At 44.3% G+C, this 20,952-nt stretch carries 20 protein-coding genes; 9 read left to right on the top strand and 11 right to left on the bottom strand.

Going from position 1 to position 20,952, the window contains the following annotated elements; all coding sequences use genetic code 11:
- Nucleotides 1-11 precede the first annotated feature (11 nt).
- The 5 genes from AC4EHK_RS14620 to tatC form a co-directional block, all read right to left on the bottom strand.
- Nucleotides 12-233: a hypothetical protein gene (locus AC4EHK_RS14620; protein ID WP_490979523.1), complete on the bottom strand. Its 222-nt coding sequence runs from the start codon at nucleotides 231-233 to the stop codon at nucleotides 12-14.
- Between the two features lie 28 nt (nucleotides 234-261).
- Entirely contained in the window at nucleotides 262-1,761 is a 1,500-nt protein-coding gene (locus tag AC4EHK_RS14615) for a carboxylesterase/lipase family protein (protein ID WP_490979522.1), read from the bottom strand.
- Nucleotides 1,762-1,917: 156 nt separating this feature from the next.
- Nucleotides 1,918-3,582, bottom strand: a complete 1,665-nt coding sequence (locus AC4EHK_RS14610) for a formate--tetrahydrofolate ligase (RefSeq protein ID WP_490979521.1) — start codon at nucleotides 3,580-3,582, stop codon at nucleotides 1,918-1,920.
- 136 nt (nucleotides 3,583-3,718) lie between these two features.
- Nucleotides 3,719-3,934: a twin-arginine translocase TatA/TatE family subunit gene (gene tatA / locus AC4EHK_RS14605; protein WP_185960020.1), complete on the bottom strand. Its 216-nt coding sequence runs from the start codon at nucleotides 3,932-3,934 to the stop codon at nucleotides 3,719-3,721.
- Nucleotides 3,935-3,951: 17 nt separating this feature from the next.
- A complete protein-coding gene (gene tatC, locus AC4EHK_RS14600) occupies nucleotides 3,952-4,689 on the bottom strand; it encodes a twin-arginine translocase subunit TatC (RefSeq protein WP_490979520.1) in 738 nt (245 codons plus the stop codon).
- 210 nt (nucleotides 4,690-4,899) lie between these two features.
- On the opposite strand from tatC, the gene AC4EHK_RS14595 reads away from it, so the two are divergent.
- From AC4EHK_RS14595 to AC4EHK_RS14580, 4 genes are all read left to right on the top strand, one after another.
- Nucleotides 4,900-5,154 (top strand): hypothetical protein, encoded by a 255-nt coding sequence (locus AC4EHK_RS14595; protein WP_490979519.1) that lies wholly within the window; start codon nucleotides 4,900-4,902, stop codon nucleotides 5,152-5,154.
- Between the two features lie 235 nt (nucleotides 5,155-5,389).
- Nucleotides 5,390-6,154 carry a gluconate 2-dehydrogenase subunit 3 family protein gene (locus AC4EHK_RS14590; RefSeq protein ID WP_490979518.1) on the top strand — a complete coding sequence of 255 codons (765 nt, stop codon included), beginning with the start codon at nucleotides 5,390-5,392 and terminating at the stop codon, nucleotides 6,152-6,154.
- 26 nt (nucleotides 6,155-6,180) lie between these two features.
- Entirely contained in the window at nucleotides 6,181-7,902 is a 1,722-nt protein-coding gene (locus AC4EHK_RS14585; RefSeq protein WP_490979517.1) for a GMC family oxidoreductase, read from the top strand.
- 124 nt (nucleotides 7,903-8,026) lie between these two features.
- Complete coding sequence (locus AC4EHK_RS14580) at nucleotides 8,027-8,941, top strand: LysR family transcriptional regulator (protein WP_490979516.1); 915 nt, start codon at nucleotides 8,027-8,029, stop codon at nucleotides 8,939-8,941.
- On the opposite strand, the gene AC4EHK_RS14575 is transcribed toward AC4EHK_RS14580, so the two are convergent.
- The 4 genes from AC4EHK_RS14575 to AC4EHK_RS14560 form a co-directional block, all read right to left on the bottom strand.
- Complete coding sequence (locus AC4EHK_RS14575; protein ID WP_490979515.1) at nucleotides 8,938-9,900, bottom strand: hypothetical protein; 963 nt, start codon at nucleotides 9,898-9,900, stop codon at nucleotides 8,938-8,940. The two genes, AC4EHK_RS14580 and AC4EHK_RS14575, sit on opposite strands and share 4 nt — an antisense overlap.
- 101 nt (nucleotides 9,901-10,001) lie before the next feature.
- Complete coding sequence (locus AC4EHK_RS14570) at nucleotides 10,002-10,154, bottom strand: hypothetical protein (RefSeq protein ID WP_490979514.1); 153 nt, start codon at nucleotides 10,152-10,154, stop codon at nucleotides 10,002-10,004.
- Nucleotides 10,155-10,313: 159 nt separating this feature from the next.
- Nucleotides 10,314-10,712, bottom strand: a complete 399-nt coding sequence (locus AC4EHK_RS14565) for a hotdog fold thioesterase (protein ID WP_490979513.1) — start codon at nucleotides 10,710-10,712, stop codon at nucleotides 10,314-10,316.
- A 31-nt stretch (nucleotides 10,713-10,743) separates the two neighbouring features.
- The gene (locus AC4EHK_RS14560; RefSeq protein WP_490979512.1) at nucleotides 10,744-12,300 is read right to left on the bottom strand and encodes a fatty acid--CoA ligase; all 1,557 of its coding nucleotides are present in this window, start codon (nucleotides 12,298-12,300) and stop codon (nucleotides 10,744-10,746) included.
- A 596-nt stretch (nucleotides 12,301-12,896) separates the two neighbouring features.
- Between AC4EHK_RS14560 and AC4EHK_RS14555 the strand changes: the two genes are divergently transcribed.
- Together AC4EHK_RS14555 and katA are read left to right on the top strand one after the other, a co-directional pair.
- A complete protein-coding gene (locus tag AC4EHK_RS14555; RefSeq protein ID WP_490979766.1) occupies nucleotides 12,897-13,940 on the top strand; it encodes a C40 family peptidase in 1,044 nt (347 codons plus the stop codon).
- A 238-nt stretch (nucleotides 13,941-14,178) separates the two neighbouring features.
- Nucleotides 14,179-15,645, top strand: coding sequence for a catalase KatA (katA, locus tag AC4EHK_RS14550; protein ID WP_490979511.1), 1,467 nt, complete (start codon nucleotides 14,179-14,181; stop codon nucleotides 15,643-15,645).
- A 113-nt stretch (nucleotides 15,646-15,758) separates the two neighbouring features.
- On the opposite strand, the gene AC4EHK_RS14545 is transcribed toward katA, so the two are convergent.
- Complete coding sequence (locus AC4EHK_RS14545; RefSeq protein ID WP_490979510.1) at nucleotides 15,759-17,156, bottom strand: protoporphyrinogen oxidase; 1,398 nt, start codon at nucleotides 17,154-17,156, stop codon at nucleotides 15,759-15,761.
- A gap of 155 nt (nucleotides 17,157-17,311) precedes the next feature.
- Between AC4EHK_RS14545 and AC4EHK_RS14540 the strand changes: the two genes are divergently transcribed.
- From AC4EHK_RS14540 to AC4EHK_RS14530, 3 genes are all read left to right on the top strand, one after another.
- A complete protein-coding gene (locus tag AC4EHK_RS14540; protein WP_490979765.1) occupies nucleotides 17,312-17,869 on the top strand; it encodes a nitroreductase family protein in 558 nt (185 codons plus the stop codon).
- Between the two features lie 165 nt (nucleotides 17,870-18,034).
- Nucleotides 18,035-19,465 carry an FAD-binding protein gene (locus AC4EHK_RS14535; protein WP_490979509.1) on the top strand — a complete coding sequence of 477 codons (1,431 nt, stop codon included), beginning with the start codon at nucleotides 18,035-18,037 and terminating at the stop codon, nucleotides 19,463-19,465.
- Nucleotides 19,462-20,013, top strand: coding sequence for an MFS transporter (locus tag AC4EHK_RS14530; protein WP_490979508.1), 552 nt, complete (start codon nucleotides 19,462-19,464; stop codon nucleotides 20,011-20,013). Before AC4EHK_RS14535 ends, AC4EHK_RS14530 begins: the two co-directional genes overlap by 4 nt.
- A gap of 65 nt (nucleotides 20,014-20,078) precedes the next feature.
- Here AC4EHK_RS14530 and coaW read toward each other — a convergent pair whose 3' ends face one another.
- Entirely contained in the window at nucleotides 20,079-20,894 is an 816-nt protein-coding gene (gene coaW, locus AC4EHK_RS14525; RefSeq protein ID WP_490979507.1) for a type II pantothenate kinase, read from the bottom strand.
- Between the last annotated feature and the right edge of the window lie 58 nt (nucleotides 20,895-20,952).

The following is a 20,952-nucleotide window of genomic DNA, read 5'->3' as shown; positions in this document are numbered from 1 at the left end:
CTTCATTTCGGTCACCGATTAAAATACTGCTTTAGGTAAGCGATTGTATCCAACCGGCATGCTTCTGGTAGAGGAGATTTTTTTGGATGCACCAAATCGCCATAAAGCAGTTCTTCTAAAAATCGCAGTTCCCCTTTGTGCCTCTTGTCTTTTTGAGAATCGTAAACTTCTATTTTTATGTAAATCGCCGTTCCCTGCTCAATAAAATCAATGACGGTAATTTGGCATGCCACCTTAATTTCACTACTTTCCTGTTTGCTGTTAACGGACTTTTTCCAGATGCACCATCAGACTCATCCAATTTTCCCGTTCCTCACTGTTTGGATCATGAACAAGTACGTTTTCACGATTAAAGATCATGACGGGACGGTTTTCAAGGTTATATGCATCCCACTCTGAAAGATGCGGGGTATTCGGATTGCCGCTTCGGGCAAAGCGAATCCAGGAATGATGCATTTCTTTCGCCAATTTCTTTCGCTCTTTTAAATTCCCCGTTAATCGCTCTGTACCAGCTCTTGAAAGATTGTTCCAAATAAATGGCAGTTCCAATCCGTGGCAAGCTTTTAGCTGTCCATCAAATGCAGGGGTTTCCCAGTCGAAGCGATACATCCATACCGAGGCCCTTTGTTTGACCTGCAGTTCTGCAATTTTTAAAGCCGGGAATGTAAACAGGCTCATCGTCATCAGCTTGTCGTATATATTCTGATTCAGTTCTTCCACGTTTATCAGGTGTTGTGAAATTTCCAGCCAGTTGAGGCCAAATGCCTGTTCGAAAATAGATGAAATTTCTTCTGGAGTAGAATCTTTCCATCGGCTATCAAAAAAGCTGAAAAGACGGTATTCATCTTTGTTCGTGCCGATCAACACCGGAATTTCTGCCGCCGCCCCTTCAGCTATCGCCTGCTCTGGATGGACCGGAAGCAAGTCTCCTTCAACCACAGGAATCAGGCTCATCGCTGGCAGTAAAGCAGCTGTATCTACTAACTGCTGAGCCGGAATCTTTCTAAGTTTGTCCACTTCACCATGCCCAATATTCAAAGCAGACAAAAGGCGGCTGCTTACCTTTTCAGCAGTGGAGGAGGTGAGCACATTGGCCGCAGCACCGCTTTGCATAATTGCCTGATGGAACAGTCCTTTTGCTTTTGGAACTGCCATTAGAACACCAATACTCATGGCTCCTGCAGATTCTCCAAAAACCGTTACACGCTCTGGATCGCCGCCAAACCTCTCAATATTGTCCTGTACCCATTGAAGAGATGCAATTTGGTCCAAAATCCCACAGTTGCAGGATCCTGAGAAATCATCACCACCGATACCGCCTAAATGCAAAAAGCCGAGAGCGCCTAAGCGGTAATTGAATGTCACCACTACAACATCTCCTTCAGCCGCGAAGGAACGTCCATCATAGGTCTGGCTAGTACTCGTCCCAGCCGTAAAAGCACCTCCATGAATCCACACCATAACCGGGCGACGCCGGTTGTCCGCAGCCGGTGACCAGACATTTAAATACAGGCAATCTTCACTAGAATTGTCTGTTTGGTTTCCTAAAAACTCCATCACTCCATTGAATGTTTGCATAGCAGCCGGACCGAATAGCTCAGCTTCGCGCACTTCTTCCCATGGTTCTGGAGGCTGCGGTGCTCGAAAACGCAGATCATCGATAGGCGGCTTAGCGTAGGGAATTCCTTTCCAGACAGTCACATTGCCTTTTTTCTGGCCTTTTAGTTTTCCATATATACTTTCAACAATGGTTGATGTCATAGTTTTCTCCCCTTACTGGTAATGCTTTGTTCCCCTATATTCTACCATTCATCTTCTTAAATAACCTTTTTTATCTGATTATTAAGTATTATTAAAAATACTTTTTTCTGGCTGTGCACATAAAAAAGACCCGGCATTTTACCGGGTCTCCAGCGTTCAAAATAAACCGACGGCTCCTCCATCGTCAGTAACGTCCATACTCATTGCAGCCGGTTTCTTAGGCAAACCTGGCATGGTCATAATATCCCCTGTCAGGCAGACTAGGAATCCAGCACCCAATTTCGGCAGTATTTCCCGAATCGTAATGGTAAACCCTTCAGGACGGCCCAGCAATTTAGGTTGGTCCGATAGCGAATACTGGGTTTTGGCCATGCAGATTGGCAAGGAGTCCCAGCCGTATTTTTTCAATTCGACCAACTGCTTTTGTGCAAGGTCCGATAACTGAATATCTGCTCCGCCGTAAACTTTTTGAACAATCGTGCGAAGTTTGTCTTCAATGTCATCGTCTTCCTGATACAAGTGACGGAAATCAGTCGGACGCGCCAATTCCTGTTTGACTAACTTAGCCAAGGCAATTCCACCCTGCCCGCCTTTTTCCCAGACCTCTGTCATAGCGATAGCAACACCTTCTGCCCCCGCCCAGTCCAGAACGACTGCTAATTCCGATTCACTGTCCCCCGCAAAACGATTCAATGCAACAACCGGCTCAATGCCAAATTGACGGATGGTGTCCACATGCTTTTCTAAGTTAACCATTCCCTGTTTCACCGCATGAGCATTTTCTTCAGCCAATAGATTTTTTGCAATACCGCCATGCATTTTCAGCGCACGGACCGTCGCTACAATGACGACCGCATCGGGATGGAAACCGCCTTTTCGCGACTTGATGTGCATAAACTTCTCTGCACCCAGGTCTGCTCCAAATCCCGCTTCGGTGACGACGATATCCGCCAGTCTTCTTGCTGTATTCGTCGCAATCAACGAGTTGCAGCCATGCGCGATGTTTGCAAATGGACCTCCGTGAATGATGGCCGGTGTTCCTTCAATTGTCTGAACCAGGTTCGGTTTAAAAGCTTCTTTCAACAATAATGTTAAAGCCCCTTCTACGCCCAGGTCTCTAACCGTGATTGGCTCGCGGTCATACGTATAGCCAATGACCATCTGCGCCAGGCGCTCTTTTAAATCTCCCAAAGAAGATGCTAGGCAAAGCACGGCCATAATTTCTGAGGCCACCGTAATGTCGAAGCCGTCCTGGCGCGGTATTCCCTGTCCAGGACCACCAAGACCAATTGTCACTTGGCGCAGTGCCCGGTCATTAATATCCAGCGCACGCTTCCATATGATGCGCCGCGGATCAATGTTTAACTGATTCCCTTGATGAAGGTGATTGTCAATCAATGCAGCCAAGGCGTTATTTGCTGAAGTGATGGCGTGAATATCTCCTGTAAAATGAAGATTGATATCTTCCATCGGCAAGACTTGTGCAAACCCACCGCCCGTAGCTCCGCCTTTCACACCCATAACTGGACCTAAAGAAGGTTCCCGCAGCGCGACTGCGACTGATTCGTCCAATTGTTTAAACGCATCTGCCAACCCAACGGTCACAGTGGATTTCCCTTCCCCTGCAGGAGTCGGGCTGATGGCGGTCACGAGTACCACTTGCCCCATTTTTTGAACCGGCGGTAGTTGATCTACATTGATTTTTGCTTTAAAGTTTCCGTATAATTCCAAGGCTTCTTTAGAGATGCCCGCCTGTTCAGCTATTTCCAAAATCGGCAGTATTGTTGCTTCGCTCGCAATTGATAAATCCGTAAACGCCATGAATGGGATCCCAACTTTCAATTTTTTATTCAGTATAACCTGTTTTTACTAAAATAAAAAATAGCCGCTTCTCCAAACTTCGGAGAAACGGCTATTTGCACTTGTATGAAGCAAAATTCCCAACTGAAAACTCGCTTTATTTTTTTGTAAGATCTGTTTGCTTTTCTTTGTTTTGCTTTTCTTCTAACTCAAATTCTGACGTCACATCATCCATCACTTCTTTAGTTGAGTTTTTAAACTCTTTCAAAGTTTGGCCCACTGCTCGCCCTAATTGCGGCAACTTAGCTGGTCCAAAGATGATTAAGGCAATGATTAAAATTAATATCAACCCAGGCACTCCGATATTCGGCATCTGTATTTCCTCCTTTGCTAGGCAATTTCGTTTTCAATTCGCTGGTTCATCTTTCTCAATGTCACACTTGATACCAAAATACTGATTTCAAACAAAACAAATAACGGAATGATGATTAAAACATCTGACAGAAAATCCGGCGGTGAAATCAAAACACCAATTACTACTAGAACAAAGTAAGCAATTTTCCGCATATTCCGTAAAGACATAGGTGTGACTATGCCCAATTTGGTCAAGAACATGATGACAACGGGCATTTCAAACACAATTCCTACCGGAATGATCAAATTAAACATGAATGTAAAGTATTGGCTCATCCCATAAGTTTCAATAGCACCAATAGACTGGTTGATGTCTGACATAAAATTCAGCATCATCGGAAACAAAATAAAGTAACTGAAACTGACTCCTGCCAAAAATAAAAAAAATGATACGGGAATAAATAAAAATGTTCCTTTAGCTTCACCTTCTGACAAACCTGGTTTTACAAAAAGCCAAATTTGGTGGAGAAGTACCGGCAATGTGATGAGAATTGCGAGAAGCAATGCACATTTAAAATAAATCATAATGCCGTCAGTAAAACCAAAAACATTCCAATCTACATTGACTGCCGTCGGCTGCATTTTGATGAAGTTCAAAATTTTGGCCGCGATGGCAAATCCAATTCCTAGAGAAACGATAAACGCAACCGCAATTACAATGAGCCGCTTTCTTAACTCTGTTAAGTGCTCAATGAGAGTAAATTCTTGTTCCATGTTCCTTACCCACCTATTTGCTTGAATGTGGAAACCCGTTATGGAAACCCGGACAAAACACAGTGCATTTCAACAAAACTGAATTTATAAACCAAAGTTTTATCAAAATAGTGATTGACGTTTCTTTCCACTTGTTATTATACTCTTCATAAACGATTTGTAAATCATATATTTATGGTTATCGAATTTTTGTTGAGGCAGGTGATTTACATGACAAAATACAACGATGAAGAATTAAGAATGGTCAACCAATTGATTTTGGCCATTTTCTTGGTAGGTGATTTCTCGTACTTCCTTTTTCTAAACAATACTGTTTTCCCTTGGTTTGCTCTAGCAGGATCTTCAGCTGGACTTGCCATTATCGTATTATGTTGGACAGGGACTAAATATCTTTTTTTTAATATCAGCCTGATTTTGGCAACAGTGGTCTTTTCACTGGTTTTTAACTGGAGTTCATTTTTTTAAGAAGATTGTTTAAAAAGAAGTTTCTGCCTTATGGCAAGAATCTTCTTTTTTATTCTATTCATAACCATAAGTATATTTATTCATGGATAAATAAGTATTATTTTTAATGCTTGCATCGGCGTATAATCTTAATTTATGTGTATAGAATCATTTTTTTCATATTACATAAATCAAAAGATAAAGCTTAGAAATAGAGATTTCCCCGTTTTACTTTAAAGAAATTGGAGGTTTTCATGTGGCTGATAACAGCAATACACAAGCCGGCAAAAAAGGGACAACAAGACGCGACTTTTTAAAAAATTCCGGACTGACAGTCGGAGGCGTTGTTTTAGGAGGAGCAATTGGAAGTTTATTCGGAAGCAACAACACAACACCCTCACAACAAACAGCACCTGCTGCACCTGCGCTGACCGTCAATCCTTCAGCGGCATTAATGTTCTTTACACCCGCTCAATACCAACTGACTCAGGCAACGGCGGAACGCATTTATCCAAAAGATGACAACGGACCCGGCGCCATGGAGTTGAACGCCGCCATTTACATCGATCACCAACTTGCCGGTGCTTGGGGCATCAACTCCAAAGAATACATGGCGGGGCCTTTTTACAAAGCAGAAGAAACCCAAGGCAGCCAAATTCGCATTTTACGAAAAGACCTCTTTCTTATGGGATTGGCCGCTTTAAACACTTACAGCAATAAAACATTTGAAGCGAGCTTTACTGACCTTGAAGCTGAACAACAAGACGAGGTATTAACGGCTTTCAGTGAAGACAAGGCTCCGGAGATTTCAAAAGTGCCTTCAAGCAGCTTTTTCAGCCTGCTGCGCAGTTTGACAATTGAAGGGGTTTACGCTGATCCACTATATGGCGGCAACAAAGAAATGCAGGGCTGGGCGATGCGGAAATATCCAGGCACCCGCTTGAGCTTTGCACAAGAAATACAAAACAGTGATTTTGTCCAATTGGACCCGGAGAGCCTTACAAGCCACATGGGTCATTAATGATAGATAGGAAGGATTGATTAACTATGGTAACGAAATTACCAAAAGTACCGGTCGTTGTTGTCGGCATGGGATGGGCAGGCGGCATTGTTTCATCTGAACTGACTAAAGCAGGCATATCCGTTGTCGGGCTTGAGCGCGGCAAAGACCGGAATACCAGTGATTACACGATGGCCCACGATGAATTGCGTTATCAGCACCGCGAAGAATTGATGCAGGACCTTTCCAAAGAAACCATTACAAGCCGGAATAACGAAAAGATGCGCGCCCTCCCGATGCGGGATTACGGAACATTTATCGTTGGAGACGGCGTTGGCGGAGCCGGAAGCCATTGGAATGGGCAAACTTACCGCTTTCTTCCATATGACTTTGAAATCAAGACCATGACTGAAGAACGTTATGGGCCGGACAAAATCAGCCCCGACATGCCGCTTCAAAACTGGGGAATTACTTACGATGAAATTGAACCTTATTATGATACATTCGAAAAAATGGCGGGAATCTCTGGAGAAACAGTAGAGGGATTCGGTTATGGCCCACGCTCAAATCCTTATCCAACCGGTCCAATGCTTAAAACACCGATTATGGAAATGTTTGAAACAGCTACAAAAAACTTAGGTTACTCTCCATATATACTGCCTTCAGGCAACCTTTCAGAAGCTTACGAAAATCCGGATGGCATTTCCCGTGCTGCCTGCCAGTATTGTGCATACTGCGAAAACTTCGGCTGTGAATATGGCGCCAAAGCTGACCCGGCAGTTACAGTCATTCCTGTCGCAAAACAAACCGGCAACTTGGACCTTCGCACACACTCTAATGTAATCGAAATCTTAAACGATGGATCTAGAGCAACAGGCGTCATTTATGTCGACACAATCACAGGGGAAGAATTCGAACAGCCGGCTGAAGTCGTCGTTGTAGCAAGCTACGTGTTCAACAACGTCCGCCTCTTGCTGAACTCCGGTTTAGGCCGTCCCTACAATTCCGCGAACCAGACAGGATCCATCGGCAAAAACTATTGCTACCAGGTCAGTTCCGCTTCTTCCATGATGTTTTTTGAAGATAAGGAGTTTAATCTATATGGCGGCGCAGGCGCGCTTGGCATTGAAATCCCTGATTTTGTCGGTGATGCATTTGACCATTCTGACTTGAACTTCCTTCACGGTGCCGGTATACGCGTCACTCAATACGGCAACCGGCCAATCGCCAACAATGTCGTTCCTGCGGGGACTCCAGCATGGGGCGCAGAATTTAAATCTGCATCAATCAAATACGCAAACAGCTTTTTTCCGGTAAAATCGCAAGGAGCGAGTATGCCGCATCGCTATAATTACCTGGACTTGGATCCCGAGTACAAGGATGCCTACGGCAAACCGTTGCTGCGCATGACTTTCGATTACACCGAACAGGACCGTGAACTGGTGAAATATATTTCGAAGGTCACCCATAAAATTGCTGAAGAAATTGGCGCTGATATTATTCAAACAAACGAAGAACAAGGTAACTTTAACGTCAATAAAGACACCAATACCCACAATACGGGCGGTGTTATCATGGGTGCAGACCCTGAAACATCCGCAGTCAACAGCTATATGCAAATGTGGGATGCCGAAAATGTTTTTGTTGTCGGATCTTCCGCTTTCCCGCATAATAGCGCGTTCAATCCCACAGGCACTTTAGGTGCGCTTTCTTACCGAGCAGCGGAAGGAATTCAACGCTTCCTAAAAGATGGCGGCTCTCTCGTCTAAACCAATCAAAAAAGCTTCAGGCTCTCTAGCAGAGCCTGAAGCTTTTTTGTGTATTTGCCGGATAAGGCTTGGATGTACTACAATGTGTTCAGCATCAGAAAGCTTTTAGAGAGGAGAAAAAGACATGGATTTTCTGCAATTAAAGTATTTTCAGGAAGTAGCGAAATACCAGCATCTGACAAAAGCTGCTCAAGCGCTTAATGTATCTCAACCAGCACTTAGCAAAACCATTGCCAAACTGGAAACTCGTCTAGGCTACCAGTTGTTCGATCGCACCGGCCGGCAAATTCGCTTGAACTCTTTGGGTCAAGCCTATTTAAAAACTGTCGACAGGATTTTTTTGGAACTGCAAAAAAGTGAGAAAGAACTGGCTTTTTTGACCGAAAAACAAAATCGCTTGATTTCAGTAGCAGTCACCATTCCGACCATTCTCCCCGAACTGTTGGGCGGTTTCCTGAAAATCCATCCTCAAGCTCAATTTCGCCAATACCAGGCTTTTGCCCAGCGCATGCAAAGCCAGCTTGAAAGCGGGGAGATCGATGTCGGCATTTCCACTTTTCCCATCCAAGGAGAAAACATTGAATGGTATCCCATTATAGAAGAGGAGATTCTGTTGGCAGTGCCATTATCTCACCCACTCGCTTCACGCAAAAGCATTGAGCTGACAGAAGTGCAAAATGATCCATTTATCGTTATGCCTCCAGGCTATGGATTTCGCGATTTAACGGAAAACTTTTGTGCACAAGCAGGCTTTTATCCTGACTTTGCCTTCGAGGGAGACGAAACAGGGGTCACTTACGAATTGGTTGAGAAAGGATTAGGGGTTGCCTTTAGCCCATCCTTAATCCGAAGCAGACGCATCTCTTCTCTTCAATTGAAAGAATTAAAAATTTCCGAACCAAGGTGCACCCGTTCGGTAGGGCTCGTTTGGCACAAAGAGCGCAGCCAAACAGATACCGTAAAGGAATTCATTGCTTATACCATTGCCTTTTTAGAAGAACAGAAACAGCAAGCTTCAGTAGCCAAAGCAAGGGATTAGAAACGCACATCCCCGATAATCGTCAGTTCCGGGAAATCTTCTTCTACTGTTGCCAATAAATCATTTTCCTCCAGCTGTTCGTACAATTCTTCCTCATCCGCTTTTCGGACCGGTTCTAAATTTTCGGTGAGGTCATGAAACTTAAGAATGTATTTTTTCTGGCCATTTTTAGTCAGCACATAAACATCCAATGGATCGTACTTCACCACTTCTTTTAACTGCTGGTGCTCGAGAATCGATGCAGCATCCAGTTTATTGAAATGGGTATAAAGGAAGCTTTCCGAGCGTCCTTCTTCCGCTGAAATAAAACTCATTTTTGCATGATGGCGGTTGATAAAGCGCTCCGATAGTGACTGGTGAAACGTGATGGTTTCCCATTCTACGTCGTTGCTGTATTTTTCGATAAACCGTTCAGACAAAATCTGATGACGCGTCACTAATGTCCAATCGACTTGACGGGCATGACGATGGATTAACGGCATCGGCAAATACTGATAACGGCATAGCTCTGGCCACGATAATTTGTGGTGATGCTTTTCAATAAATGCCGGTGACAATCCTTTTGAGTTGGCCAGCTGCTGCTTCATTGAAACAAGCCTCCAGTATTCTGCCTCATCAAAGGATTCACCTTCTTTTTCTGCTGTTTTTTGTTGCTTTTTACTCAATTCTTCTGGAGCAATCGGAGTCCATTTCTTTTTATCTGCATACTTCTCAATGGCGGTTTCGGAAAGCTTTTGCGCTTGAATGATCTCGTTCCAAAACAAACGATTTTTGTACTTGCGAATAAAGCCTTCTGATAGTTTCTGGAAACGTGAAACCAGCTTCCAATTCACTTGGTCCAGGTTTTCTTTAATGAATTTTTCCGATAACTGCTCTTCCTGGCAAATCTGATTCCACGAAATTGAGCGCTTGTCTGTTAACTCTTTTGCGTCCATTAGTTCAGTTAAGGAATTAAACATATAAACCACTCTCTCTTTGCATTTTGATAGTGTCTATAGTAACATGCCTTAACGCGAAAAACCCGCACACCGGTCGAAACCGGGATGCGGATATTGTTTTTCTATCGTTCTTCCTGTTGTTCCCTTTCTTCCAGATTGTCCTGCAGATTCGAAATTCTTCCGCTGTCTGCCATTTCCATTTCATTTTCTTGTTCTCTCTGTTCCTTTTCCAGCTGTTTTTGCTTTAGTTCCTCTAAATTTTTGTTTTTTGCCATCATAATCTCTCCTCAAATTTCTTATTTTTATTCCCAATGCTCTCCATTATTCAGAGACTTCTGCGGATGCCACTAAAATTGCTTCAGGCGTTTCTTAAAATGCGAAAGGATGCCTCGCTGCTTTGATTACCGTGGCAGGGAGACATCCTTCATTTGAGCTTATTGCTTTTTCTTTTTGACAATTGCGACGGTACATCTTGACACACATATCAGTTTTTCTTCTTCATCGACAATTTTAATATCCCAAACCATCGTGGTCCTGCCTATATGCAATGGTGTACCGGTAGCAGTTACCAGTCCGTCCTGTTTGCCGCGCAAGTGATTGGCATTGATTTCCAAACCGACAGCAATTTCGGTTTCCTGATCGATGGACTCCCAGGTCCCGACACTGGCAACCGATTCTGCCAACACGACGGAAGCCCCGCCGTGCAGCTGTCCGAAAGGCTGATGTGTAGCTGCGTGAACAGGCATGGTTGCAACTACTTTGTCCGGGGTAACTTCAATGAATTCGATTCCTAATACACCTGCAATTGTTTCTTCCAAAGGCTTCATTTGCATACTGGCAGTCTCCTTTTTTATCTACCGTTCCTCAAGCTTTGCTTTTTGCGTAAAGTTCACGCAGAAGGAACTTTTGTATTTTCCCGCTGGCATTGCGCGGCAATTCATCGACAAAGCGATAAGTTCTTGGCCGCTTGAAACGTGCCAATTTTTCATTGTTGAGGCAAAACTCCTCCAGCTGCTGCTCTGTCAATAAGGCATCTTTAACAACAATAAAGGCCATAACGGCTTCTCCCCATTTTTCATCAGGAATTCCCAGCACGGCAACGTCCTGAACCAGTTCATGTTCATGCAGAACGTCTTCTACTTCACGCGGATAAATATTTTCTCCGCCACTGATGATCATATCATCCACTCGATCAGCCACAAACAAATAGCCATCCTCATCCAGATACCCCAAATCACTCGTATGGTACCAACCTTTGTATAATACGCGGGAAGTGGCTTGTGGACGGTGGAAATAGCCAGCCATCATGCTTGGCCCGCGAACAATGATTTCCCCGACTTCAAATATCCCTACTTGCTCATCCGGCTCTGAAGGTCCTTTTTCATTTGGCCGAACAATACGGATTTCATGGTTAAAGGCAGGCTTGCCGGCAGATCCTGCTTTCGTTAACTGCTCATCTTCAGCAAGAAACGTAATAGCTGGACCCATTTCCGTTTGGCCGTATGCCTGAATCAAATTGATTCCCAGTACTTCTTTAACGTGTTTGACCAGTACAGGGGCCATTGGAGCCGCACCATACAATCCACGCTGCAAAGTTTTGACTTTTTCATTTGCTCCGTCCAAATCTGCCATCATACTCCACATTGTTGGCACGGCAAACATCACCGTAACTTTTTCTTTCTCCACTGTGTCCACAGCTGCCTGCGGGTTGAATTGATGCATGATGACGCTTGAGGCTCCTGCTTGAACGCGCGGAATTACGCAGCAATGCAGTTCAGCACAATGAAACATCGGCGCAATAACCAGTCCCACGTCGTTTTTCGTATACTTCAGCATGGCAATACAGGTCAGGCTTTGTTCAGCCATATCACGATGGCGATGAATGACTCCTTTTGGGCGTCCCGTTGTTCCGCTCGTATACATAATAGCGTAAGTATCGAGCTCATCGACCTGCACATAAGGATCCGTCGCAGATGCCCTGCTTACCTGCTCCTGATAACTCACCGCATAGTCCGGAACTTTGTCATCTATAAACCAAAATTGGATACTCGGAAAATGGGCAGCAACGCTTTTGATGGTATCTTCTAAAGCTTCCTCGAACAAAACGATTTCAGGGGTTGCATCATTCAAAATATACACCAACTCCTCTGGCTTTAGGCGGAAGTTAATGGGATTAAACACAGCACCAATTTTTGCACAAGCAAACAGCGCGGTAGGCAATTCGCGATTATTGAACAAAAAAGTTGAAACCCGATCCCCTTTACTGACGCCCGCCGAAGTTAGCGCATTCGCTAAGCGGTGAACTTCGTTGCGCCATTGCGCGTAAGTCCAGCTTTCCCCTCTTCTGATATCGACCAACGCTTTTTTGTCCGGATACTGATCTGCTGTCTGATCAAAGATTTTTCCGAGTGTCGCATACATACTTTGCTTCTCCTCCTCTAATGAAATCTTCTTAGTTCATTCCAATTCATGATGTCAGAAAATAAGTAATATTGCAACAATTCAAAGACTCATCTTTGTGTAAGAAATTAGTCCCTTTTTTTGATAACGTTTACGAATATCAAAAGCCGATGCTAATCACCTGAGCATAGCTCTCCTAAATGACGAAAAGACAGTCTTCTTCAGTTCGTGCCAAGACGATTAAGATAGGTGGGATAAAAGGTCTTCCCCTTTTAGAAACTAACTCTTTTAAGTAATTTAGTTGAATAGAAATTTGGTGATATATCTTTCAGAAAGAAATAGTAATTATACTTTTCGTAGTAATTTAGTATTTGCTATTAACTTTCGGAGATTATAGTCGATATTTTTAATATAAGAATCAGCATTTTTCAAAAAACGCCTAATTAGAAAAACTTGAAGTTGAGTAATATAGAACGGTAAATCTCCTACTTATATCTTTGTAACACAAATGTAATATTGAAACTTATTGCCTATACTAATTTAATTATATAGAATTAAGGAAATTACAGATAATAGATTGAATTGTCTATCAATAGAAAAGAAAAAGGGGTTTGAGGATGAGAAAAATTATTTTTACGTTATTTGCAGCCGCTGCTTTGTCGTTGGCCATTGGTACTTCGGATACCGAGGCCAGTGATTATACCGTTAAACCAGGAGATACTTTATGGAAAGTCGCATCCACTAATAAGGTCTCAGTTGATCAGTTGATTTCTTGGAACAAGTTATCTTCCAATTCGATTTATCCAAATCAGAAAATTAAAGTTTCTGCAGCCTCAACTCCGGCCGCATCTCCACAAAAAGTTAGTGCACCTAAATCATCTGCCAACTCTGTGAATACATATACGGTAAAAACAGGAGACACTCTGTCCCATATAGCCCGTATCCACAGCATGAGTGTTAGCTCCATCCAACAGTTGAACAAGTTGTCCGACAGCAATATCCGCCCCGGGCAAAAATTAACCGTTAGTGGTCAGGCGTCGGCACCGACCGCAAAACCTCCTGCAGCAGCTCCAGTGGTTTCTAAAACCAGTACATATCGCGTAGCCAGTGGCGATACACTATCAAATATCGCGAAACGCCACGGCAGTTCTGTTTCACAACTAATGAGCTTGAATGGCCTAACCACAAGTTCGATCCGAATTGGCCAAGTCTTAAAGGTTGATGGCAGTTCGGCAACTAAACAGCCTGTAACCGTTTCTAACCCCGTCTCTGCTGCACCTGCAACACCAGGCAATATTTCAACTCTTATTGCTACCGCTAACTCATTGCTAGGCACACCTTATAAATGGGGTGGTGCAGCGCCAGGCGGTTTCGATTGCAGCGGCTTCATTTACCATGTTTATAATCAGGCGGGGATCAGTGTCCCAAGAACAAGCACTACCGGCTATGACGCGATATCTTATAACGTAAGTTCTCCTCTAGTCGGCGATTTGGTGTTTTTTAAAGATACATACCGCGCTGGGATTTCACATATGGGCATTTATATCGGCAACAACAGCTTTATTCATGCTGGCGGGGATCGTGTTCAAATCACTAGTTTGAACGACAGCTATTGGAGCAAACATGTCGACAGCTATCAGCGCCTCAATGTGATGAGATAGCCTCCAGAATCTTGACCTAAAAACTAAGCAACATAAATAGAACCGATTATAAAAAAAGAAGAGCGACGCTGGCAGTGATCAGCGTCGCTCTTCTTTTTTTCGCTCAAATCAGCGAATTGACACCAGTAATCTTTCGCTAATTATAATCATTATCACTTAATATTGATTTTAATTTAAAAACTGGTATTATTAAGGATGTAGTGTTTTATATAAAAAAAGAAAACGAGGTGTTTGATTTATGAGTACAAACAAAACAGGATTAACAACCAGCTGGGGTGCTCCAGTCGGAGACAATCAAAATTCCCAAACAGCCGGACAACGCGGCCCCATCCTTTTACAGGATGTCCATCTTCTTGAAAAGCTTGCGCATTTCAACAGAGAACGAATTCCTGAGCGTGTAGTACATGCCAAAGGCGCTGGCGCTCATGGTTATTTTGAAGTAACTCACGATGTTTCCAAATACACAAAAGCTGCTTTCTTATCTGAAGTTGGCAAGAAAACGGACATGTTTGCCCGCTTCTCAACCGTTGCTGGTGAACTGGGATCTGCGGATACCGTCCGTGATCCGCGTGGTTTTTCTTTGAAGTTTTATACAGAAGAAGGAAACTATGATTTAGTTGGCAACAACACGCCCATTTTCTTCATCCAAGACGCAATTAAATTTCCTGATTTTATCCATACACAAAAACGCGACCCACGCACGCACTTGAAAAACCCGAACGCAGTATGGGACTTCTGGTCATTATCACCAGAATCATTGCACCAGGTGACTTATTTGATGGGTGACCGCGGAATTCCGGCTACTCTTCGCCACATGCACGGTTTCGGCAGCCACACATTCAAATGGACAAACGCAGAAGGCGAATCCGTTTGGATCAAATACCATATGCTTACTGAACAAGGCATTCAAAACATCACTCAGGAAGTAGCTGACAAAATTGCCGGTGAAAATCCCGATTTCCATACCGAAGACTTGTTCAATGCGATTGAACAAGGCGACTTCCCTGAATGGAAAATGTATGTCCAAGTTATGCCTTTAGAAGATGCAAACACATATCGCTTCGACCCATTTGATGTAACAAAAACATGGTCTCACAAAGACTATCCGTTAATGGAAGTTGGCCGCATGGTGCTTAACCGCAATCCGGAAAACTATTTTGCTGAAGTGGAGCAGGCGACTTTCTCTCCAGGCACATTGGTTCCTGGCATTGACGTATCACCGGATAAAATGCTGCAAGGCCGTTTGTTTGCATACCACGATGCTCATCGTTACCGTGTAGGCGCTAACCACCAGATGCTGCCGATCAATGCAGCGAAAAACCAAGTCAACAACTACCAGCGCGATGGCCAAATGAACTTTGGCAATAATGGCGGCGGTTCTGTTTATTACGAGCCAAACAGCTATGGCGGCCCTACTGAAACTGAAGCGGCTAAACCGGCTAAGATGGAAGTATCCGGCGTTACAGATTCAGTCCCTTACTTTAAAGAAGATTATTACACGCAGCCAGGCGATCTTTACCGTCTGCAAAGTGCTGAAGAGCAGGAACGCCTTGTTGCAACTTTCGTCGGCGGCTTAAGCGCTGTTGACCGGGATGACATCAAGCTTCGCCAAATCAGCCACTTATACAAAGCAGATGCTGAGTTCGGCACACGTGTAGCAGATGGCCTTGGACTTGTTGTTCCTGACCTTACGGAAACAAAATAATTACTTGATAACCTAACACCTATATTCTCAATTAGCCATTTATCCGATACTGGATAGATGGCTTTTTTAATTCCACACAAAAAAAGAGGCCAGCTACGGCCTCTTTTCAACTTTTATTCTACATCAACCAATTGGTTGGCAATAATTTTCGCCAAATCAGAGCCGTTTTGTATACAAGCGCCAATTCCTACTCCAAAGTAGGAAGATCCGGCCAGTTTGACACGAGGAACTAACTCTTCCATTTTCAGCTCCAGCGCGCTGATCGCGGTTTTATGGGCCATATGGTAATTGGGCATCAAGTTTTTCCAGCCCGTCACTTCAACTGCTATAGGCGCTTCTTCAATGTCCAAGCTTTTGCGGACGTCTTCCATTGCTGCTTTCGCCAGTTCTTCTTCTGATAAGTCTTTTAAGAGCCCATAAGATGGATGGGAGCTCTTATAAAACAGACGCACCAACAATTTATGGCTTTTTGACGTATGGCTCCATTTCCGGCTCGTCCAAGTGCAGGCATTGCAATGCAAATCACTTCCCTGCGAGACGATGAATCCCGTCCCGTCTTTTGGAAGCTGCTCGTCTGGTACATCAAACCCAAGATACACACTGAGTAAAGAAGAATTCAGGAACTGATCAAACTCGAGATCCAACTCAGGAATTCCTAAAAGTTGTTGGGCAACTTGGTGAGGTGTTGCCAAAATTACATAATCGGCTTCTAATACTTCTCCATTCTCCAATGCCACCAGGTAGCCTCCGCCGTTTTTTTGGACCGACGTGGTTCCCACGCCTTTCACGATACGGGCTTGTCCTGACTGTTTCTCCATCTCATCAATCAACACTTGCATGCCGCCATCAAATGAGATGAATTTCTTATTGGCGGTTCCTTGGAAAAACTCCTTGTTGGCTTCAAATCCTTTGATGATGCTGCCGTATTTATTTTTGTAATCCACCAGATACGGCAAAGTAGACGCCAAAGTCAGTTCGTGGAGATTACCCGAATACACACCAGACAATACCGGCGCAATCTGATTATCCACCAACTCTTTGCCGAGAAACGCTTCGAGGAATTCTCCAATTGAACTGTCTCGTGTAAAGCTTTCATTGACGCTGTCAAGATCCTTCAATGCTGCCTGCTTGCCTTCTTCTGACACGAGCGTTGAACTAAGCAACGCTTCTTTGTTCATTGGGATGCCGAACACCGTATCTTTCGGAATGGCGTGCAGCACATTGTTCGCATATAAATAGGAAATACCCGTGCCGTTGTACACAACCCGGTCCTCGAGTCTCAGATCTTCAATCAACGGCATAATGCTGGCATGACGTGCAACGATCGAATCTGCCCCGACTTCCATAATGAATTCATCATCTGTTACGGTTTTTATTTTCCCACCTAGTTGCGGATCCCGCTCAACTAATGCCAATTCCAGATCAAGGTTCTCCCGCAGGTTCAGCTTCTGTAAATAATACAAAGCGGAAAGGCCAGTAATGCCTCCACCGATAACTACAGCTTTTTTCAACTTTATCCACTCCTTGCTTATGCTTACATTCTACCAATATTTCAGCCTGGCAGCAGGGATCTTTTTGTCTTTTTTGACACGCTTTCTCCCTTCTCCGTGGTAGGATAATGGATAGAGACCCGCATTTTTTATGCGGAAGGGAGAGACGTTTAATGATGAATGCTATTGACCAGAATATCATAGAGAGACGCTCAATCAAAAAATTCAAGGTTGATGCGGTCAATGTAGAAGAAATTATTGAACTGCTGAATGTTGCCAAATGGGCACCCAATCATAAAGTAAACGAGCCTTGGCGTTTTCAGCTGTATACAGAAGCCGGCAAGGAAAAGTTCGTTCAGGCATTTATTGACTCCATGCGCACCCCGGATGGAGAAGTTCCACCCAAAGTCTTCAATAAAGCGGATTACTTCCGCAGCATTCCGCTGCACCTGGTCGTTATCATGCCGGAAGATCCGAGGCAAAGAAGATGGGATGAGGACTATGGCGCCGTTTCATCCATGCTGCAAAACTTCCAGCTGGCAGCTTGGGAGCGCGGCATTGGCATGATTTGGCGCTCCAACGACTGGATTTACAATCCGGTGTTCCGTGAAGCCATTGGTGTGAAACCGGGCGAAAAAATCGTGGCGACGATGATGATCGGCTACCCTGCGCACGTTCCTGCCAAACAGGAGCGGACGGATATTCGCGAAAAATTGACGATTATCAGCGAATAACAGAAACTTGCAAAGAGAAGGTGCAACTGCGCCTTCTCTTTTTATTTATTGAAAAGTCATAGCTAGACAAGTACTTTAATTTGTTTATTTTTATGGGAACTATTTCAAAAAACAGCGGTCTAATTATGATAGAACTCCGACTTAGACGAAAAGGGTGACCATACGATGAAAAAAGCCTGGATAGCGCTTTTGTACCTGTGTGTATTTGGCTTGTCCGTTTACGCTTATTCCACCCACTTGAATGGTCCAGATGCTGAATTGCATCAACGGCTTTTGCCCGTCGAGATCAAAACCGTAAAGTCTGGAATGAGTCAAGGTGAACTCCAACAGATTGTCCTGGGTGCCAAACAGAACGGGGACGTCCTGTCTATCGCTGGCATGCAGCATAGCCAAGGCGGACAGACAGTTTATCCGAACGGCATTATGATCGATATGAAACCCTATAATCGAATCATTAAAGTAGATGAAGAAGCAAAGACAGTGACAGTGCAAAGTGGCGCACAGTGGGCTGATATACAGGAAGCCATCAATTCCTACGGCCTATCGCTGAAAGTCAGCCAGTCGCAGAACATTTTTACGGTTGGCGGTTCGTTGAGCGTCAATGCCCACGGTCTGGATATCCGCAACGGCGGGTTGACCGATACGGTTGTCTCCATGCGTTTACTGAATGCCGAAGGTGAGGTTCTTCAATTGAGCCCTACGGAAAACAGTGAGTTATTTTATGCAGTTCTTGGCGGCTATGGGTTATTCGGCATTATATTGGATGTCACACTGGAGCTGACAGACGATGAGTTGTATGAGACCCACACGGCTAGCATGTCTTACAGCGACTACCCAGGGTACTTCAAGCAACAAGTGCAGGACAACCCAGATGCCAAAATGCACCTGGCTCGCATTTCCATTGCACCCCAGTCTTTCATGGAAGAAATGTATGCGATTACGTACAAGTCAGCCCAGGATCAAACACGGTTCCCTGAATATCAAAAACTAAAAACGGAGAATCTGGTGGCTGTGCCGAAGTTTTTCCTCGGACTTTCACGAATCAACGATGCCGGAAAAGACAACTTTTGGAACGCTCAAACAACCTATACCCAGCAAATTGATGGAAACCTTGTTTCACGCAATAATGTTATGCGTTCGGATTCCGAATTTATGGAGTATGACAATAGCCGAAAAACAGAAATTCTCCAAGAGTACTTTGTGCCTGTGGATCAATTTGAACACTATATCCCGGCGTTAAAAGCGGTACTGGAAGACAATCCCGATTTTAACTTATTGAATGTTACGATCCGCTATGTGGAACAAAACGAAGACGCGGTTTTGTCCTATGCCAAAGAAGATATGTTTTCACTTGTGCTGCTCGTCAACCAAGGCACCGATAAGAAGAGCATTCAGCAAACACAGGACGTTGTTCAGAAAATGATCGATGTCACGCTTGCACATGATGGCAGTTATTACCTTCCATATTTCGGCTACCCGACAAAGGACCAAATGCAGAGCGCCTACCCGAGAACCGAGGAATTTTTCGAATTGAAGGATCGGTTTGATCCAGAACACCGCTTTATGAATCTTTTTTACGAGGAGTACCGGCCATGAACTACAAACGTTTTATTTATTACCAGGGCACCATCGGCATGGCATCAAGCATGATTTTTCCGTTCTATATTTTGCTGATCAAAAACGTCGGGGACAGCTATGCCCAGTTCGGCTGGGCTTACGGCTTATTCGCACTGACGGCTGCGTTGTGCTATCCACTGATTGGAAAATACGCTGACCAAATTGGAGACAAAACCTTTCTCACTGTCTATTCCTGGGGAATGGCCATCCTCTTGCTGTTCTTTCCGCTGGCTTCAGAAGTTTGGCACGTGTACATTCTGCAGGTTCTGATGGGTGTATTGGGAGCCGTTCAAAAAAATTCCGAAAAAACGGTTCTGGCACGCTATGTCACAAAAGAAATCGCTGGCACACAAATCGGTCGTTATCATGTTTGGACTTCCGTCGCCGCCGCTCTCGCGGTGATCGCAACAGGCTACCTTGTCGATTTTTTGACGATTGCCAGTATCTTTTACATTGCTTCTCTTGTTTTCGCCTGGAGCGGGCTGCAGCTATTGAAACTGGAAAACGCTAGCAATCTGTCTAGTTAACTTAAAAGACGTGTTCCCTTCTGCCAGCGATTTGGCTCGAGAGAACACGTCTTTTTAATCAAACTTTACACTGTTTTTTTATTCAGTACAGACATGGCTCCCATGGCTCCTGAAAATTCGCCGTTATCGAGAAATAGCGGAACCGAACCACGCAAAATGGTGTAGCTGGTGACCACTTCTTTCAACAAAGGATTATCAATGAAAGAGGAACCGATGTAGACAATCGTCGAGCTTCTGCATTGGTGGGCTGCCTGAACACTAACCGTACTGACGGTCTCCCCCACCAAGCCAATAACCGTTGCCAACAGTTCTTCTTTCGTCAACTCTTCTGAAATGGCAAACAAATTCTGGCCAAAGTTGCTTGCCGTCAGCTCTCCAGAGATCGGAGGCTCTTTCCCCTCGTAAATATGCTTCACTTTTAAATCAATCCGTTCACGAGAACCTTTTTTTGCCAAAGCAACAATGTCTTCGTACCGCGTAACGCCAGTCAGCAAGTGACTCAACCCGACTAACGTTCCACCGCCGACACCCGTGCCGCCTAAACGCTCATGCCCATTGTCCTGGATGCAATGAATAGAGGTGCCAGTCCCAACGTTCGTTACCAAATAAGCATCTTCCAAACGCCCCATCTGTTTGAGGAGAACTTGCACACCAAGGTGAGTTGCTTCGAACTCCACCATTTCCTGGGTTGGCTCACGGAGCAAGGAAATCAGCACACCTGACTTGCCTCCCGTTACACATACTTTACTGTTGCCAAGACCGTTTACCCAGTCAGCAACCCGCTCAATTTCAGCAATTGGGTATTTTTCAAAATGGACTTCCCCGTTCGTGGTATACGCCACTTTGATCAACGTACCGCCTGCATCTATTCCGACAATCATTTCCGCACCTGCTCTTTCTCGCACCTTTTAAAAAATGCCAGATAATCTATACACATAT

This window comes from Planococcus sp. TJ-307 (assembly GCF_058268435.1).
This window is presented reverse-complemented; position numbering and strand designations above follow the sequence as displayed.

Bases quoted from the DNA above. Each gene is read 5' to 3' on its own strand.
- AC4EHK_RS14555 (WP_490979766.1), top strand. From the start codon at position 12,897: ATGAGAAAAATTATTTTTACGTTATTTGCAGCCGCTGCTTTGTCGTTG.
- tatC (WP_490979520.1), bottom strand. From the start codon at position 4,689: ATGGAACAAGAATTTACTCTCATTGAGCACTTAACAGAGTTAAGAAAG.
- tatA (WP_185960020.1), bottom strand. From the start codon at position 3,934: ATGCCGAATATCGGAGTGCCTGGGTTGATATTAATTTTAATCATTGCC.
- AC4EHK_RS14595 (WP_490979519.1), top strand. From the start codon at position 4,900: ATGACAAAATACAACGATGAAGAATTAAGAATGGTCAACCAATTGATT.
- AC4EHK_RS14535 (WP_490979509.1), top strand. From the start codon at position 18,035: ATGAAAAAAGCCTGGATAGCGCTTTTGTACCTGTGTGTATTTGGCTTG.
- AC4EHK_RS14540 (WP_490979765.1), top strand. From the start codon at position 17,312: ATGAATGCTATTGACCAGAATATCATAGAGAGACGCTCAATCAAAAAA.
- AC4EHK_RS14585 (WP_490979517.1), top strand. From the start codon at position 6,181: ATGGTAACGAAATTACCAAAAGTACCGGTCGTTGTTGTCGGCATGGGA.
- coaW (WP_490979507.1), bottom strand. From the start codon at position 20,894: ATGATTGTCGGAATAGATGCAGGCGGTACGTTGATCAAAGTGGCGTAT.
- AC4EHK_RS14575 (WP_490979515.1), bottom strand. From the start codon at position 9,900: ATGTTTAATTCCTTAACTGAACTAATGGACGCAAAAGAGTTAACAGAC.
- katA (WP_490979511.1), top strand. From the start codon at position 14,179: ATGAGTACAAACAAAACAGGATTAACAACCAGCTGGGGTGCTCCAGTC.
- AC4EHK_RS14580 (WP_490979516.1), top strand. From the start codon at position 8,027: ATGGATTTTCTGCAATTAAAGTATTTTCAGGAAGTAGCGAAATACCAG.
- AC4EHK_RS14560 (WP_490979512.1), bottom strand. From the start codon at position 12,300: ATGTATGCGACACTCGGAAAAATCTTTGATCAGACAGCAGATCAGTAT.
- AC4EHK_RS14530 (WP_490979508.1), top strand. From the start codon at position 19,462: ATGAACTACAAACGTTTTATTTATTACCAGGGCACCATCGGCATGGCA.
- AC4EHK_RS14610 (WP_490979521.1), bottom strand. From the start codon at position 3,582: ATGGCGTTTACGGATTTATCAATTGCGAGCGAAGCAACAATACTGCCG.
- AC4EHK_RS14570 (WP_490979514.1), bottom strand. From the start codon at position 10,154: ATGGCAAAAAACAAAAATTTAGAGGAACTAAAGCAAAAACAGCTGGAA.
- AC4EHK_RS14615 (WP_490979522.1), bottom strand. From the start codon at position 1,761: ATGACATCAACCATTGTTGAAAGTATATATGGAAAACTAAAAGGCCAG.
- AC4EHK_RS14565 (WP_490979513.1), bottom strand. From the start codon at position 10,712: ATGCAAATGAAGCCTTTGGAAGAAACAATTGCAGGTGTATTAGGAATC.